Below are 15,299 nucleotides of genomic sequence, written 5' to 3' on the forward strand. Positions count from 1 at the left end.
CATGCCGGACGGCGTCGGCCCACCCGATATCGCCGGGGCACACGGCGCGTGTACGGTTCCGTTCACCACTTCCGGGGAGGATCAGACTGATGACCTGGCTGTTGTACGGCGCCACCGGCTACACCGGCCGCTTGATCGCCCGCCGCGCCGCAGCACTGGGACAGCGCCCTGTGCTGGCCGGTCGCAACGCCGCGAAACTGGTGCCGCTGGCTGCCGAACTGGGCCTGGAACACCGGGTGTTCGGTCTCGGTGACCCTGCCGCGATACGCCATGGACTGGACGGCGTGGAGACGGTGGCGCACTGCGCGGGCCCGTTCGCGCGCACCGCGCTGCCGATGGCGACGGCCTGTCTCGACTCCGGTACCCACTATGTGGACATCACCGGTGAGATCGATGTCTTCGAGTCGCTGCACGCGCTCGACGCGCGCGCGGAGAAGGCCGGGATCACCCTGCTGCCCGGCGCGGGCTTCGACGTGGTGCCGACCGACTGCGTCGCCGCGCTGCTCGCCGCCCGGCTGCCGGACGCGACCCAGCTCGACCTCGCCTTCCTGATCGGCGGCGGGGCGAGTCCCGGTACCGCGCGGACCGCGCTCGAAGGCATGGGCGTGGGCGGCAGGATCCGTACCGGCGGCGAGATCCGTACGGTGCCGGTCGGCTCCCGACAGGTGCAGGCCGCCTTCCCTTCCGGCACCCGCAAGGTCGTGTCGATCCCGTGGGGCGATGTCAGCACCGCCTACTACTCGACGGGCATTCCCGACGTGACCACGTACACCTATGTGCCCGTGCCGACGCCCGCGCTCGCCGCGAGCAGGCTGCTGCGGGTCGGGCCGCTGCGCGGAGCGCTGGCGGGTGTGGTCGGCAAGCTGGTGCGCGGTCCCGGCGAGCGCGCCCTGAGCGGGAGCCGCAGCGAGGTGTGGGGCCGTGCCCGCGACGCGGCGGGCAACACGGTGACCGCGACCCTCACCGGCCCCGGCCCGTACGGCATGACGGCCGATTCCGTGCTGCGGATCATCGGGCGGCTGCCGGGGCTGCCGACCGGCTTCCAGACGCCGTCGCTGGCGCTGGGCGCGGACTACGCGGGCACGCTGGACGGGGTGACGGTCACGGTGGAGGCGCTGGGCTGAGCGCGCCGCCGGGCGCGGTGTCCTCACACGGCGCGGTGTCCTGACGCGGCGGGCGGTCCCACCCCGCAGGGGCCGCTCAGCCGCGGTTGCCGACCAGGAACAGCAGCCAGATGAAGAAGGCCAGCGCGTGGGCGACCACGACGTAGACCAGGACGCGCAGGACGACGCCGCGTTCCTTGCGTTTCTCGCTGCCGTTGGTGGTGCCGACCACGAGCGAGCGGGGCGGGGGCACCTGCTCGGGGGTCGGGGCGGGTGCCGGGTTCTGGCCGCTCATCGCCGGGCTCCTCTGGTCTCGTCGCCCCGGGCGCGTGCGCGGGGCTGATCCGTACGGTCCTGGTGGGTGCCGCGCGTGGGGTCGGCGCGGCCGGTACCGGTGCGCGGGGCGTCGGCGGGCGCGGGGCCCGCGGCGGCGTCCTGCGGGCTGACGCACAGGGCGGAGGTCTCGCTCTGCATGAGGGTGTGGACGAACAGCAGGTCCACTCCCCCGGCGTCCGCCGCCTCCAGCCGGTGCGGCACCAGCGAGTCGAAGTGCGCGGAGTCCCCCGCACCCAGGGTGTGGCCGCGGTCGCCGAGGCTGAGCAGCAGCCTGCCCCCGGTCACGTACAGCCACTCCTCGCCGGGGTGGACGCGGACGAGCGCGCGCTGGGCGCCCGAGGGTATGTGCACGCGCAGCGCCTGCATCGCGCGGCCGGTGCCGCCCGCCCGCCAGTACGTCCAGCCGCCCGCGGGCACGGCCGTCATACGGTCGCCGCGTACGATGGGATCCGGCTCGGCCTCCGTCTCGCCCAGCAGGTCGGAGACGGTGGTGCCGTAGAGCCGGGCCAGGCCGAGCAGGACCGGCAGCGAGGGCTGGCGCAGGCCGGACTCCAGCCGGGACAGATGGGCCGCGGACAGCTCAAGCCGTCGGGCGGCGGTCTCCAGGGTGAGGCCGCTGGCGCGTCGCCGGTCCCGCAGGCGGGGCGCGAGGACGAGATGGTCCGTGGACAGCGCACCCGGGGGTGGCGCACTGTCCACGGAGTCGAGGATGTCCGTGCCGTGGGTGGCGTCCATGCCTTCCATGGAACAGCACGGCTTGCCTCTCAGGCAAACGAGTTACCTCAGAGGCAAAAACCCGCGGTGATCAGCGCTTGCGGCCGATGCCCCCGTAGACCCCGATCTTGCGCAGCTCGGCGGGCTTGAGCTCCGGGCCCTCCGGGTGCCAGAGCGGGACCTGGACCAGACCGGGCTCGATCAGGTCGTACCCGTCGAAGAAGGCGAGCACGTCGGCGTGGCTGCGGGCGGTCAGCGAGGCGGTGGCCTTCTTGTAGACCTCCATCACCTCGGGCGCCACGTCGGTGTGGAAGTCCGCGGTGGCGTGCGAGAGCACCAGGTAGCTGCCGGCCGGCAGCGCCTCGCGCAGCGTGCCGAGCATGCCCGCCGGGTCCTCGGCGTCGGTGACGAAGTGCAGCACCGACACCAGCAGCAGCGCGACCGGCTCGTCGAAGTCGATCAGCTCGCTGATGGTGGGGTGCTCCAGGATCGTGCGCGGATCGCGCATGTCCCCGAGGAAGAAGCCGGTGTTGCCGGTGCCGATCAGCCGCGCCCCGGCGTGGGTGGCCACGATCGGGTCGTTGTCGATGTAGGCGATCCGGACGTCGGGCGAGACCGAGTGCGCGACCTCGTGGGTGTTCGGCGAGGTGGGTATGCCGGTGCCGATGTCGATGATCTGCCGGATTCCGCCCTCCACCAGGTGGCGGACGGCTCTGCTCAGGAACGCGCGGTTGGCGCGGGCGCCCAGGACCACGTCCGGGGCGACGTCGAGGACACGCTGAGCGGCTTCCCGGTCCACCTCGTAGTTGTCCCAACCACCGAGGAAGTAGTCGTACATACGGGCCGGATGCGGTTTGCTGGTGTCTATCTCGTCGACGGGGAATCCCTGGTCGGTCACGCCGTCCTCCGCTTCCTTCGCTTCTGCTGTGCCGCTGTGCTCTGTGCGTCATACGTGGTGCGTCCCGCGTCGGACGCGGCGCTTCGCGCGTCGGTGACACGCGGTCCTTCGTGCGTGGTGCTCATCCGAGGAGGAAATCCGCTTCGCCGGCCTTGGCGCCCTGGATGAAGGTGGTGATCTCGTGATTGGTGTAGATCAGCGCCGGACCGTCGGGGTCGGTCGACTGGCGCAGCGCCACCCGTCCGTCGTTCAGGCGTTTCGCTTCCACGCAGGAGCCGCCGTTGCCGCCGCTCCAGGGTTTGCGCCACCCGTCGGGACCGAGTTCGGTGGCGGGCATCCCGTTGTAGATGCCGTCGTGATGTCTGCCGTGGGCGGCGTCGTGCACGGTGTCGTAGATGTCGCCGTACCCGTACACGCCGTCGTTGCTGACGCGATCCATGGTTCAGATCTCCTTGCGCATGCCATCGAGGATGGCCTTGGTGCTCTGTGCCGGCGCGGCCTGCGCGCACATCCGGTCGAGTGCCTCCAGGAAGGTGGACACGTCGTCCCGCTCGTCGAAGTAGACGCCGCCCACCAGGCTCTCCGCGTAGGCGATGTCCGGGATCTCCTGGAGCTGGAACCGGAAGATGTGGAAGGGCCCGTACATGGCGGGGTGCGGGCCGGAGGCGAACGGGATGACCTGGAGGCGCACGTTCGGCAGCTCGGTCGCCTCGGCGAGGGCGTCGATCTGCTCGCGCATCACCCGCCGGCCGCCGATGGGGCGGCGCAGCACGGTCTCGTCCATGACGACCCACAGCAGCGGAGCCTCGTGCTTGCGCACCAGCGTCTGGCGCTCGACGCGCAGTTCGACCAGGCGGTCTATCTCCTCGGCCGCCGCGTGCGGCATCCCCGCGCGCAGTACGGCGCGCGCGTACGCGGGGGTCTGGAGCAGGCCGGGCACGTAGTGCGGCTCGTAGGCGCGGATGACGGTGGCCTCGCCCTCCAGGCTGACGAAGGCGCTGAACCAGTCCGGCAGGACGTCGCGGAAGCTGTGCCACCAGCCGGGCCGGTTGGCCTCGCGGGCCAGGGCCAGGAAGCCGCCGATCTCCTCGGGAGTGGTGATTCCATAGGTGATCAGGAGTTTTTCGACATAGGGGATCTTCAGCCCGACTTCGGCCTTTTCCATCCGCCGGATCGTGGCGTGGGTGACATCGAGGGCCTGCCCGGCCTGTTCGAAGCTGAGCCCGGCCCGCTCGCGGAGGTCCTGGAGTCGCTTGCCGAGCACCATGCGCAGGACGGTCGGAGCGCCGCCCGGCCGCGGGTCCATCACGTGGCTCAACCCCCAACTCCCTTGACTGATAAGCAGTGTGGCATGTCGTCAGCGTCAGCGACAGCGTGTTCTGTTGAATTTGCAAATTACAGAACGGACCTTGCCATGTGTCCGGCACGAGCCCCATAGTTACGGAGTGGTTCCTTCACCCAACGCTCTCCGACGCGAGCGCCATGACACCGGTGGCGGCTGTGGCCGCCACGACGTCTTTCGGCTGCCCGCGCAGAGCGCTTCGGTGGCCGACGCCCGGGGCCGGATACGCGACCGGCTGAGCGAGTGGAATGTGTGCCCCGAACTGGTGGACGACGCGAGCCTGGTGGTGACCGAACTGTTCACCAACGCGGTGCGGCACACCGACAGCGAGAAGATCACCTGCGTCGTGCACCAGCGCGGCGCGGTGATACGGCTGGAAGTGACCGACCAGGGCCGGGGCTCCAGCAGGCCCGAACCGTGCGACGCGGGCGCGGACGAGGAGGGCGGTCGCGGACTGCTCCTGGTGAGCGTGCTGGCGACGGCCTGGGGATCGGAACCCGCGGAAGACGGGACAGGGCGCGTGGTGTGGGCCGAACTGGCCGTACACCCCGCGCCCTCGTGTTAGCTACAGCGGCAGCAGATCGGGCCGCTTCGGCTCGACGTCGTCGCCGGAGGACTCCCCGCGCAGCCGCCGTCCGATCCACGGCACCAGATACTCCCTGGCCCACTGGATGTTGTCCTTGCGCACCGCGGAGGCCGGCCGCTGGGACAGCGGCGGCCACGCCTGGTCGGGGTCGGCGGGCACGTCGAGGCCGAGCACCTGCGCGGCGCGCAGCGCGACCCTGGTGTGCCCCTCGGGCGACAGGTGGAGCCGGTCGTCGCTCCAGGCCCTGCGGTCCTGCACCGAACGCAGCGACCACAGGTCGAGCACCGGACAGTCGTAGCGGTCGGCGATGGACCTGACATGCGCGGTGTACGTGGCGATCTTGCCGCGCAGGTGCCGCAGCACGGGTACGTCGCGGGTGTCGAAGCCCGTACAGACCAGCACCGTGCCGACGGCGCCGCTGAGATCGGCGACGGCGGCCTCGAAGCGCTCGGCGATGGCGTCGGGGTCACCGCCGGGGCGCAGGATGTCGTTGCCCCCGGCGCAGAAGGTCACCAGGTCGGGAGCGAGTTCCTTGGCGCGCGGCACCTGCTCGGCCACGATCTGGTCGAGCAGCCGGCCGCGGACCGCGAGATTGGCGTAGCGGAAGGTGTGTTCCTCGCGCCGGTCGGCGAGGAGTACGGCCAGGCGGTCCGCCCAGCCCACGTACATACCGTCAGGACCGGGGTCGCCGACGCCTTCGGTGAAGCTGTCCCCCACCGCGGTGTACGACCCGATCGCACCGTTGTCGTCTGTTTGCGAATCGTCAGCCACGTCGGACCATCTTTCTCCTCCGGGTGTGACTTACGCGACCGTAAGGAGGGGTTGACGCGACGTGATTCATCCCACCAGGTCAAAGCCGCCAGGAAGGAATAGGCCGCCGGGTGACGGCGCACCGGACACATACCGTTCGGTACGTGGTGTTCCGCGCTGCCGTATCGTCGGCAGTGCCCCAGGTCGCGACGTATGAGAGGTAGGAGGATCACCGGTGACGCAGGAATTGCCGCGGACCGACCCGACCGGATCCGAGCCGATAGCCGAGGCGCTGTCAGAGCCCGAACTGACCGGTGTGCGGAATTTCCGGGACGTCGGGGGTCTGCCCACGACGGACGGGCGCCGGGTACGGCCGGGCGTGCTGTTCCGCAGCGGTCACCTCGCGCACGCCGACGCCGACGCCACCGCGTTCCTCACCGGGCTCGGCCTGCACACGATCTTCGACTTCCGCAACCGGGACGACATCCGCGTCGAGGGCCCGGACGTCGATCTGCCGGGCACCGTCAATGTGAACCTCCCGCTCAGCGACCCGGCGAACAACAACAACGCCGGTTTCTGGCACACCGTCCGCAACGGCGACCTGGCCGCGCTGGAGGAGGTGCTGGGCGAGGGGCGCGCCGCGGAGCGGATGGCGCAGTCCTACCGCACGTTGATCCGCGAGCGCACCGCGGAGCACGCCCGGATGCTCGAACTGCTCACCGAGCCCGCCGACCCGGCCGTCCCCGCGCTGCTGCACTGCGCCGCGGGCAAGGACCGCGCGGGTACGTCGATCGCGATCATCCTGCTGGCGCTGGGCGTCGAGCGCGCCGCCATCGAGGCGGACTACCTGGAGAGCAACGCGCCGCACCGCCGCTACCGGGTGCGCCGCGGCGACGGCAGCACCGGCTCCGAGATCGACCCGGCGGTGATGGCGCTGCTCGACCCGCTCTTCGAGGCGCGGGCGGAGTACCTGCGGGCCGCCTTCCAGACCATCGACGAGGAGTGGGGCTCGGTCGACCGCTATCTGGAGGAGGGCCTGGGCCTGACGAAGGAGCGGCGCGAGCGGCTGCGGGACGTGCTGCTGACGGACTGAGAGACCCCCGGGGGCCCGTACGCGCGGCGTACGGGCCCCCGTCCGTGTCCCGGCGGTGCGCCTCAGCGGTTGGCGACCGCCTGCTTGACCAGCGTGCGGCCGAAGTCCCACATCAGGCCGCCCCCGCCGTGCGCGTCGTCCATGACGGCGGTGAAGGCCGTCACGAAGCGGTCGACGTCCGCCTCGTTCACGACCAGCGGCGGGATCAGCTTGATGACCTCGACGTGGTCGCCGGAGACCTGGGTGAGGATGTGGTGCCGCTGGAGCAGCGGCACCACGACCATCTGCGCGAAGAGCCCCTTGCGGGCGGCCTGGAGCATCGTCCAACGGCTGCGCAGGCCGAGCGACTTGGGGCGGCCGAATTCGATGCCGACCATCAGGCCGCGACCGCGGACGTCCTTCAGGAACTCGTACTGGTCGGTGAGCGCGGCCAGCCGGGTGCGCAGCAGGTCGCCCATCAGCCGGGAGTTCTCGACCAGCCGCTCGTCCTCCACCACCGACAGCGTGGCCAGTCCCGCCGCCATCGCCTGGGCGTTGGACCCGAAGCTGGCGGAGTGCACCAGGACCCGGTCCATGGAGGAGTAGACCTTCTTGAAGATCCAGTCCTTGCCGAGCGTGGCGCCGACCGGCACGTATCCGCCGGAGAGCGTCTTGGCGACGGTCAGCAGGTCGGGCTCGACGCCCTCTTCCTGCTGGTAGGCGTAGAAGGTGCCGGTGCGGCCGATGCCGGTCTGCACCTCGTCGCAGATGAGCAGCGCCTTGTGCTTGTGCAGCAGCTCCTGGGCGGCGCGCAGGTATCCGGGCGGCGGGATGTAGACGCCGTGGCCCTGGATCGGCTCGATGATCATCGCGGCCACGTCGCCGCGCTTCAACTCCCGCGCGAGCGCTTCGAGATCGCCCACCTCGATCGGGGTGTCGGGCAGCAGCGGTGCGAAGCCGTCCTGGAATCCGGCCTCGCCGTTGACGGACAGCGACCCGGTGGTCAGCCCGTGGAAGGAGTGCTTGCAGTACAGGACGCGCGTCTTGCCGGTGGCGTACCGGGCGAATTTCAGCGCGGTCTCGACGGCCTCGGTGCCGCTGTTGCCGAAGAACACCCGGTCCAGGTGCGGCGAGTGGGCGAGCAGCTTCTCGGCGAGCAGGCCGGGCAGCGGCTGGCAGTCGAAGCGGGTCAGGTCGGCGAGCCCCGCGTCGAGCACGTCGTGCAGCGCCTTGCGGACCACCGGGTGGTGGCGTCCGACGCCCATCACGCCGAATCCGGCGAGCATGTCCAGGTAGTCGTTGCCGTCGGCGTCCCAGAAGTGCGCGCCCTCGGCCCGCTCGTAGACCTTGTCGAAGCCGATGGTGTGCAGCATCCGCGGAAGCTGGTGGTTCAGGTGCTTGGCGTGCAGGTCGTAGCGCTCGCCGCCGCGCTCGGCGAGCAGCGTCGCCAGGTCGAACCCCTTGGCCGGGCCGGGCACTTCGCCGCCGCCGGCCTGCGGGGCGGGCCCTTCGCCCACGCTGCTCTCAGACGATGTCATCGCTCACCTGCTCCTTGCGTACGTGAATGGGTACGGCCTCCCGCGCGGTGTCGTCCGCGGCCCCGGCCGGTTCCCCGACCGTCACCGTACGCGCGCCGCCGTTCCGGGTGCCGGTACGGGTGTCGATACGGGTCAGGGCCGCGCCGATCCGGCCCGCGATCTCGGCGGGGGTCAGTCCGATGTCGGCCAGCACCTCGGCGCGCTTGGCGTGCGCGAGGAACTGCTGCGGGATGCCGAAGTCGCGCAGCGGCACGTCCACGCCCGCGTCGCGCAGCGCCTGCGCGACGGTCGAACCGACTCCGCCCGCGCGGCCGTTGTCCTCCACGACGGCCACCATGCGGTGGCGCGCGGCCAGTTCGGGCAGCGCCGGGTCGACCGGCTTGACCCAGCGCGGGTCGACGACGGTGACGCCGATACCGCGGCCGGCCAGCAGTTCCGCGACCGACAGGCAGGTGGCGCCGAGCGCGCCGACCGAGACCAGCAGCACATCGGATGTCTCGCCCTCGGACGGCCGGTGCAGCACGTCCATGCCGCCGACCCGGTCGACGGCGGGCAGCGGCTCGCCGACGGTCTCCTTCGGGAAGCGGATCACGGTGGGCGCGTCGTCCACGTCGAGGGCTTCGCGCAGTTGGGCCCGCAGTTGGTCGGCGTCGCGCGGCGCGGCGATCCGCAGCCCCGGCACGACCTGGAGGATCGACATGTCCCACATGCCGTTGTGCGAGGCGCCGTCGACCCCGGTCACCCCGGCCCGGTCCAGGACGAAGGTGACTCCGCACTTGTGCAGGGCCACGTCCATCAGGACCTGGTCGAAGGCGCGGTTGAGGAAGGTCGCGTAGACCGCGACCACCGGGTGCAGTCCGCCGGTGGCCAGGCCCGCGGCCGAGGTCGCGGCGTGCTGTTCGGCGATGCCGACGTCGTAGACCCGGTGCGGGTACGCCTTCGCGAAGGCTTCGAGTCCGACCGGTTGCAGCATGGCCGCGGTGATCGCCACGACGTCGGGCCGCTCGGCGCCGACCCGGACCATCTCCTTGCCGAAGACGGAGGTCCACGACGGGCCGCCGACCGGGGCGAGCGGGCGGCCGGTGAGCGGGTTGATCGCGCCGACGGTGTGGAAGCGGTCCGCCTCGTCCTGCTCGGCGGCCGGGTAGCCGCGGCCCTTCTCGGTGAGGCAGTGCACCAGCACCGGGCCGCTGAACCGCTTGGCGCGGCGCAGCGCGGTCTCGACGGCGGCGATGTCGTGGCCGTCGATCGGGCCGACGTACTTCAGGCCCAGGTCCTCGAACATGCCCTGCGGGGCGAAGGAGTCCTTGAAGCCCTTCTTCGCGCCGTGCAGCGACTCGTAGAGCGGCTGCCCGATGACCGGGGTCTGCTGGAGGACGCTCTTGCCCCAGGACAGGAAGCGTTCGTAGCCGTCGGTGGTGCGCAGCGTGGTGAGGTGGTTGGCCAGACCGCCGATGGTCGGGGCGTACGACCGCTCGTTGTCGTTGACGACGATGATCAGCGGGCGGTCCCGGCCCGCGGCGATGTTGTTCAGCGCCTCCCAGGCCATGCCGCCGGTGAGCGCGCCGTCGCCGATGACGGCGACCACATGGTCGTCGCCGCCCTTGACCTGGTTGGCCTTGGCGAGGCCGTCGGCCCAGCCGAGGACGGTGGAGGCGTGGCTGTTCTCGATCACGTCGTGCTCGGACTCGGCGCGGCAGGGGTAGCCGGACAGGCCGCCCTTGCTGCGCAGTTTGGAGAAGTCCTGGCGGCCGGTGAGCAGTTTGTGGACGTAGGACTGGTGGCCGGTGTCCCACAGGATCCGGTCGGCGGGCGAGTCGAAGACGCGGTGGAGCGCGATCGTCAGCTCCACCACCCCCAGATTCGGTCCCAGGTGGCCGCCGGTCCTGGCCACGGCCTGGACCAGGAACTGCCGGATGTCGGCGGCCAGTTCGTCGAGCCGGCCTTCGGGCAGTGCCTTCAGGTCGCGCGGGCTTCGGATGTTCTCCAGCATCGACATAAGTGGACCTCGTTCCCCCTGCCGGGATTGCTATGTTCAGCCGACCGTTCCCGCGACGGCTTGGCCGCCGACGGTCACGGAGGGTTCACCCGACGTGGTGCCGTCGGCCTCCATCTGCTCGGCGAGTTTCATCGCCTCTTCGATCAGCGTCTCGACGATCTTCGACTCCGGCACGGTCTTGATGACCTCACCCTTGACGAAGATCTGACCCTTCCCGTTGCCCGACGCGACACCGAGGTCAGCCTCACGGGCCTCACCCGGACCGTTGACGACACAGCCCATCACCGCGACCCGCAGCGGGACCTCCATACCGTCAAGACCCGCCGACACCTGATCCGCGAGCTTGTACACATCCACCTGCGCACGCCCGCACGACGGACACGACACGATCTCCAGCCGCCGCTGCCGCAGATTCAACGACTCCAGAATCTGGATACCGACCTTGACCTCCTCCGCCGGAGGAGCCGACAACGACACCCGGATCGTGTCCCCGATACCCTCCGACAGCAGCGCACCGAACGCCACAGCGGACTTGATCGTCCCCTGGAACGCCGGACCCGCCTCCGTCACACCCAGATGCAGCGGATAGTCCGACTGCGCGGCCAGCAGCCGGTAGGCGTTGACCATCACGACCGGGTCGTTGTGCTTCACCGAGATCTTGATGTCCCGGAAACCGTGCTCCTCGAACAGCGACGCCTCCCACAGCGCGGACTCCACCAGCGCCTCAGGCGTCGCCTTCCCGTACTTCTTCAGCAGCCGCGCGTCCAGCGACCCCGCGTTCACACCGATCCGGATCGGCGTCCCCGCGTCCGAAGCCGCCCGCGCGATCTCCTTGACCTTGTCGTCGAACTGCTTGATGTTCCCCGGATTCACCCGAACCGCCGCACACCCGGCATCGATCGCCGCGAACACGTACTTCGGCTGAAAATGAATGTCCGCGATCACCGGAATCTGCGACTTCTTCGCGATCGTCGCCAACGCGTCGGCGTCATCCTGCGTCGGACACGCCACCCGCACGATCTGACAGCCCGAAGCCGTCAGCTCCGCGATCTGCTGAAGAGTGGCACCGATGTCAGAGGTACGGGTCGTCGTCATCGACTGGACGGAAACAGGCGCGTCCCCGCCCACCGGGACCGACCCGACCTGGATACGACGCGAAACACGACGCGTCGCCAGAGGCCGGGCCGGCAGGGAGGGCAGGCCGAGCGCGACCGGCTCGACTGCTGTCATCGTCAGGTCACTTCGCCCTGTTGGAGGCGACCGTCTCACGGGCGGCGCGGATGGACTCCTTCAGGGAGCCCATGGTGGCCATGACGGCCGTGGGCTCGTAACCGCAGTGCGCCATGCAGTTGTCGCACCGGTCGTCCTTGCCCCGGCCGTACTTGTCCCAGTCCGTCTCGTCCAGGAGCTTCTGGTACGTGGCCACGTACCCGTCGGCCATCAGGTAGCAGGGGCGCTGCCAGCCGAAGAGCGAGTAGTTGGGGATCGCCCACGCGGTGCAGGGGAAGTCCGCCTTGCCCTCCAGGAAGTCCAGGAAGAGCGGGCTGTGGTTGAGCCGCCACTTGCGCCGGTTGCCGTCGTCGAACGCCTTCTTGAACAGCTCACGGGTCTGCGTCACGCCCAGGAAGTGGTCCTGGTCGGGCGCCTTCTCGTAGGCGTACGCGGGAGACAGCATCATCTCCTCGACCTTCAGATCGTCATTGAGGTAGTTCATCACCTCGATGATCGTCTGCGGCGTGTCGGTGTTGAAGAAAGTCGAGTTCGTGGTGACCCGGAAACCGCGGCGCTGGGCTTCCTTGATCGCGGCCACGGCCTCGTCGAAGGTGCCTTCCTTGGCCACGGACTCGTCGTGCCGCTCGCGCATACCGTCAATGTGAACGGTAAAGGCAAAGTAAGGAGAAGGTGTGAACTTCTCGATTTTCTTGCGCAGCAGAAGGGCATTGGTGCAGAGGAAGACGTACTTCTTCTTCGCTACGAGTTGCCGGACGATCTCGTCGATCTGGGGGTGCATCAGCGGCTCACCACCCGCGATGGACACCATCGGCGCGCCCGACTCCAGCACCGCGCCGACGGCCTGGGCCACCGGCATGCGCTGCTTCAGCACGTTGGCGGGGTGCTGGATCTTGCCGCAGCCCTCACATTTGAGGTTGCAGGCGAAGAGCGGTTCGAGCTCGACGATGAGCGGGAACTTTTCGCGGCGCCTGACCATTTTCTGTTCGAAGAGGTACGACGCGACACGGATGGTCTGACGGAGCGGCATAGCCATCTAGCTCACCTCCAGGGGAGCACGGTAGTGCGGTGCCAATCAAGAAAGGCAGGAACAAGATCTCTGAGCACCCGGAATGCGATGATCCCGGTGCGAAGCGTTCCGACACGTACGAGTTCGAACTCGGGCGTGTCGACGACGACTCGGGCCGCCGCGATGTGGCGCGCGCCTTCGGCGAGCGCGGCGCGTCGCATCGCGGCCGATTCCATGTCCACGGCGATGGCACCGGTCGCCGCCAGTGCGGTGCGCTCGGCGCCCCGCACGACATGGTCGGATTCTGCGAGGGGGCCGGTGTGCACGGTGTGACCGGCCGCCTTGAGCGCGGCGGCGAGCGCCTCGCTCTCGTGGCCGTCCTCGGCGACCACGACGTCACCGGGGCGCATGCCGGGCGCGAGCCCGGCACAGAAGCCCGTGGTGAGGACGGCCGAGCCGCGCAGCTCCGGTTGGTGCAGGGCCTCACGGACCACCCGGTCGGCGGCCGTGGGTCCCATGCCGGTCCTGAGCACGGTGACCCTTTCGGCGGCGTTCCGGGCCGCTCCCCTGCGCAGCGCGACCTTCTCGATGCGCAGGGCGCACACCACCAGCAGCGGCGGTCCTGTATGGCCCACGAACTAGGCCCCCTTTCCAGCGGCGGTTCCGGCGGTGACGGCCGGGGCACCCGCGGTACCGAACGGCTCGTCGCGTACGTATCGCCCGAGGGCGGTCAGCGGGAAGACCATGCGGTAGAGGTGGTAGTTGATCGAGAAGTCGCGGGGGAAGCCCGTACCGGTGAAGTACGGCTCGTCCCACGACCCGTCGGGGAGCTGAGTGTCGGTCAGCCAGCGCACCCCGCGCGCGACCGCGTCACCGTCCCGTTCGCCCGCCGCCAGCAGCGCCATCAGGGCCCACGCGGTCTGCGAGGCGGTGGAGGCACCGCGGCCCACCCATTCCCGGTCGGAGTAGGAGCGCAGGTCCTCGCCCCAGCCACCGTCGTTGTTCTGCACCGATTCCAGCCAGCTCACCGCCTTGCGGATCGCCGGGTGGCTCGACGGCAGACCGGCCGAGGCCAGCGCGGGGACGGCGGACCCCGTGCCGTAGATGTAATTGACCCCCCAACGGCCGAACCAGGCGCCGTTGTCCTCCTGTTCCGCCAGCAGCCACTCGATGCCGCGGCGGGCGTGCTCGTCGTGCTCGAGACCGAGCGCGGCGAGCATCTCCACCACGTGCGCCGTGACGTCGGCCGACGGCGGGTCGATGACCTCGCCGAAGTCGCAGAAGGGCAGCCGGTTCGGGAACCTGCTGGTGTTGTCGGCGTCGAAGGCGCCCCACGCGCCGTTCCGCGACTGCATCCCGACGTTCCAGCGCACGGCCTTCTCCACCGCGGAGTCGACGCGCGCCCGGTCCGGGTGGTCGATCCTGCGCAGGGCGAGGACGACCTCGGCGGTGTCGTCGATGTCGGGGTAGATGTCGTTGTGGAATTCGAACGCCCAGCCGCCCGGGGCGAGCTGGGGCCGCTGCACGGACCAGTCACCCGGCCGGGTGATCTGCTCGCCGAGCATCCATTCGGCCGACTTGACCAGCGCCGGGTCGTCCGCGGGGACGCCCGCGTCGGCGAGCGCGATGGCGGCGAGGCAGGTGTCCCAGACCGGGGACTGGCACGCCTCGATCATCCGGACGCCCTCTTCCGGCCATACGGCGAAACGATCCAGCGAGTCGAGACCGGCCTTGACCACCGGGTGGTCGAGCTCGTAGCCCAGCAGGTGCAGGGCGATCACGGAGTAGACGGCGGGTGGCTGGATTCCTCCCCAGCAGCCGTCGGCCTCCTGACGCTCGATGATCCAGCGGGCACAGGCGTGCATGGCGCTGCGCCGCACCATGCGCGGGCTGAAGCGGCGGTAGACGTGCAGCACCTGGTCGAGCCGCTCGAAGACGCCGTCCCAGGTCCTGATGGAGGCTCTGCGCCGCTTGGGGTTGGGCTGTTTGGGGTTGATGTGCAGCTCGTCGATGCCGAACGGCGCCGGGCGGACCGGGCGGTGGGCTCCGACGACGGTGAGCGGCACGATGGTCTGCCGCGCCCAGCAGCCGAACGAGTAGATGTTCAGCGGCATCCACTTGGGCAGGTAGATGATCTCGGGCGGCAGTTCCGGGAGGTCGTCCCAGCTCCACCAGCCGAACAGGGCCAGCCAGATGCGGGTGAAGACCCGGCTGGCCGCCACTCCCCCTTCGCCGCGCGACCACTTGGCGGCGAGTGCCATGTGCGCCTCGTCCGGGGAGTCCCCGGCGAGTCGCAGCGCGACATACGCCTCGATGGTGGCCGACACGTCGCCCGGCCCGCCGTGAAAGGTGGGCCAGGCGCCGTCCTCACGCTGCTGCGAGCGGATCCACCGGGCGGAGGCCGCGGTGGTCTGCTCGTCCTGGATACCCAGGAACTGTCGGAGCAACAGATCCTCGGCGTCCATCGTCACGTTCGTTTCGAGGTCGCCCTTCCACCATCCGTCGGGGTGCTGCCGTGCCAGAAGGTGGTCTGCGGCGCGCTGCACGGCACGCTGCGCCGCCGCCTCGGTGCCGTCGGCTGGAACAGGGTCCGGCTCCGAGGTGCTGCTGGCCGAAGGTGTCCGGTGGGTTGGCGTCCCTGGACTGCCATCGGTCGTCGCTGTCATGGCTTCCCCTTTGCAGTTGAGACTATCTGCGGTGTTGGGGCGGCCGTCGGCCGTCA

The 15,299-nt window shown here is 70.0% G+C and carries 15 protein-coding genes; 3 read left to right on the forward strand and 12 right to left on the reverse strand.

Annotated features, from left to right (window positions below; translation table 11 throughout):
* The first annotated feature begins 89 nt into the window (after positions 1 to 89).
* On the forward strand, positions 90 to 1,124 hold the full coding sequence (locus ACIP4Z_RS24090; protein ID WP_188279675.1) for a trans-acting enoyl reductase family protein: 1,035 nt from the start codon (positions 90 to 92) through the stop codon (positions 1,122 to 1,124).
* 76 nt (positions 1,125 to 1,200) lie between these two features.
* Here the strand turns inward: ACIP4Z_RS24090 and ACIP4Z_RS24095 are convergent, their stop codons facing one another.
* The 5 genes from ACIP4Z_RS24095 to ACIP4Z_RS24115 form a co-directional block, all read right to left on the reverse strand.
* On the reverse strand, positions 1,201 to 1,398 hold the full coding sequence (locus ACIP4Z_RS24095) for a DUF6126 family protein (protein WP_355342840.1): 198 nt from the start codon (positions 1,396 to 1,398) through the stop codon (positions 1,201 to 1,203).
* Positions 1,395 to 2,183, reverse strand: a complete 789-nt coding sequence (locus ACIP4Z_RS24100) for a helix-turn-helix domain-containing protein (RefSeq protein ID WP_401311334.1) — start codon at positions 2,181 to 2,183, stop codon at positions 1,395 to 1,397. Before ACIP4Z_RS24100 ends, ACIP4Z_RS24095 begins: the two co-directional genes overlap by 4 nt.
* A gap of 61 nt (positions 2,184 to 2,244) precedes the next feature.
* Positions 2,245 to 3,051 (reverse strand): SAM-dependent methyltransferase, encoded by an 807-nt coding sequence (locus ACIP4Z_RS24105; protein WP_391163745.1) that lies wholly within the window; start codon positions 3,049 to 3,051, stop codon positions 2,245 to 2,247.
* Positions 3,052 to 3,172: 121 nt separating this feature from the next.
* Positions 3,173 to 3,388: a DUF397 domain-containing protein gene (locus ACIP4Z_RS24110; protein ID WP_355342882.1), complete on the reverse strand. Its 216-nt coding sequence runs from the start codon at positions 3,386 to 3,388 to the stop codon at positions 3,173 to 3,175.
* A gap of 105 nt (positions 3,389 to 3,493) precedes the next feature.
* Entirely contained in the window at positions 3,494 to 4,318 is an 825-nt protein-coding gene (locus tag ACIP4Z_RS24115) for a helix-turn-helix transcriptional regulator (protein ID WP_355342885.1), read from the reverse strand.
* A gap of 178 nt (positions 4,319 to 4,496) precedes the next feature.
* Between ACIP4Z_RS24115 and ACIP4Z_RS24120 the strand changes: the two genes are divergently transcribed.
* Positions 4,497 to 4,958, forward strand: coding sequence for an ATP-binding protein (locus ACIP4Z_RS24120; RefSeq protein ID WP_355342846.1), 462 nt, complete (start codon positions 4,497 to 4,499; stop codon positions 4,956 to 4,958).
* On the opposite strand, the gene ACIP4Z_RS24125 is transcribed toward ACIP4Z_RS24120, so the two are convergent.
* Complete coding sequence (locus ACIP4Z_RS24125; protein ID WP_355342849.1) at positions 4,959 to 5,750, reverse strand: SGNH/GDSL hydrolase family protein; 792 nt, start codon at positions 5,748 to 5,750, stop codon at positions 4,959 to 4,961. It abuts the gene before it with no gap.
* A gap of 214 nt (positions 5,751 to 5,964) precedes the next feature.
* Here ACIP4Z_RS24125 and ACIP4Z_RS24130 point away from each other — a divergent pair, with 214 nt between their 5' ends.
* Complete coding sequence (locus ACIP4Z_RS24130; protein ID WP_401311339.1) at positions 5,965 to 6,822, forward strand: tyrosine-protein phosphatase; 858 nt, start codon at positions 5,965 to 5,967, stop codon at positions 6,820 to 6,822.
* Positions 6,823 to 6,884: 62 nt separating this feature from the next.
* Here the strand turns inward: ACIP4Z_RS24130 and ACIP4Z_RS24135 are convergent, their stop codons facing one another.
* The 6 genes from ACIP4Z_RS24135 to shc are packed head-to-tail and all read right to left on the reverse strand — an operon-like array spanning position 6,885 to position 15,243.
* On the reverse strand, positions 6,885 to 8,339 hold the full coding sequence (locus ACIP4Z_RS24135; protein WP_355342852.1) for an aspartate aminotransferase family protein: 1,455 nt from the start codon (positions 8,337 to 8,339) through the stop codon (positions 6,885 to 6,887).
* Positions 8,326 to 10,338, reverse strand: a complete 2,013-nt coding sequence (gene dxs / locus ACIP4Z_RS24140) for a 1-deoxy-D-xylulose-5-phosphate synthase (RefSeq protein WP_401311342.1) — start codon at positions 10,336 to 10,338, stop codon at positions 8,326 to 8,328. Before dxs ends, ACIP4Z_RS24135 begins: the two co-directional genes overlap by 14 nt.
* A gap of 36 nt (positions 10,339 to 10,374) precedes the next feature.
* Complete coding sequence (gene ispG, locus ACIP4Z_RS24145) at positions 10,375 to 11,568, reverse strand: flavodoxin-dependent (E)-4-hydroxy-3-methylbut-2-enyl-diphosphate synthase (RefSeq protein ID WP_401311344.1); 1,194 nt, start codon at positions 11,566 to 11,568, stop codon at positions 10,375 to 10,377.
* Between the two features lie 7 nt (positions 11,569 to 11,575).
* On the reverse strand, positions 11,576 to 12,604 hold the full coding sequence (gene hpnH, locus ACIP4Z_RS24150) for an adenosyl-hopene transferase HpnH (protein ID WP_355339472.1): 1,029 nt from the start codon (positions 12,602 to 12,604) through the stop codon (positions 11,576 to 11,578).
* Between the two features lie 5 nt (positions 12,605 to 12,609).
* A complete protein-coding gene (locus ACIP4Z_RS24155) occupies positions 12,610 to 13,212 on the reverse strand; it encodes a 1-hydroxy-2-methyl-2-butenyl 4-diphosphate reductase (protein WP_355339469.1) in 603 nt (200 codons plus the stop codon).
* Positions 13,213 to 13,215: 3 nt separating this feature from the next.
* A complete protein-coding gene (gene shc, locus ACIP4Z_RS24160; RefSeq protein ID WP_391051416.1) occupies positions 13,216 to 15,243 on the reverse strand; it encodes a squalene--hopene cyclase in 2,028 nt (675 codons plus the stop codon).
* Positions 15,244 to 15,299: the final 56 nt, after the last annotated feature.

This window comes from Streptomyces sp. NPDC088910 (assembly GCF_044749865.1).
Classification (GTDB): Bacteria; Actinomycetota; Actinomycetes; order Streptomycetales; family Streptomycetaceae; genus Actinacidiphila.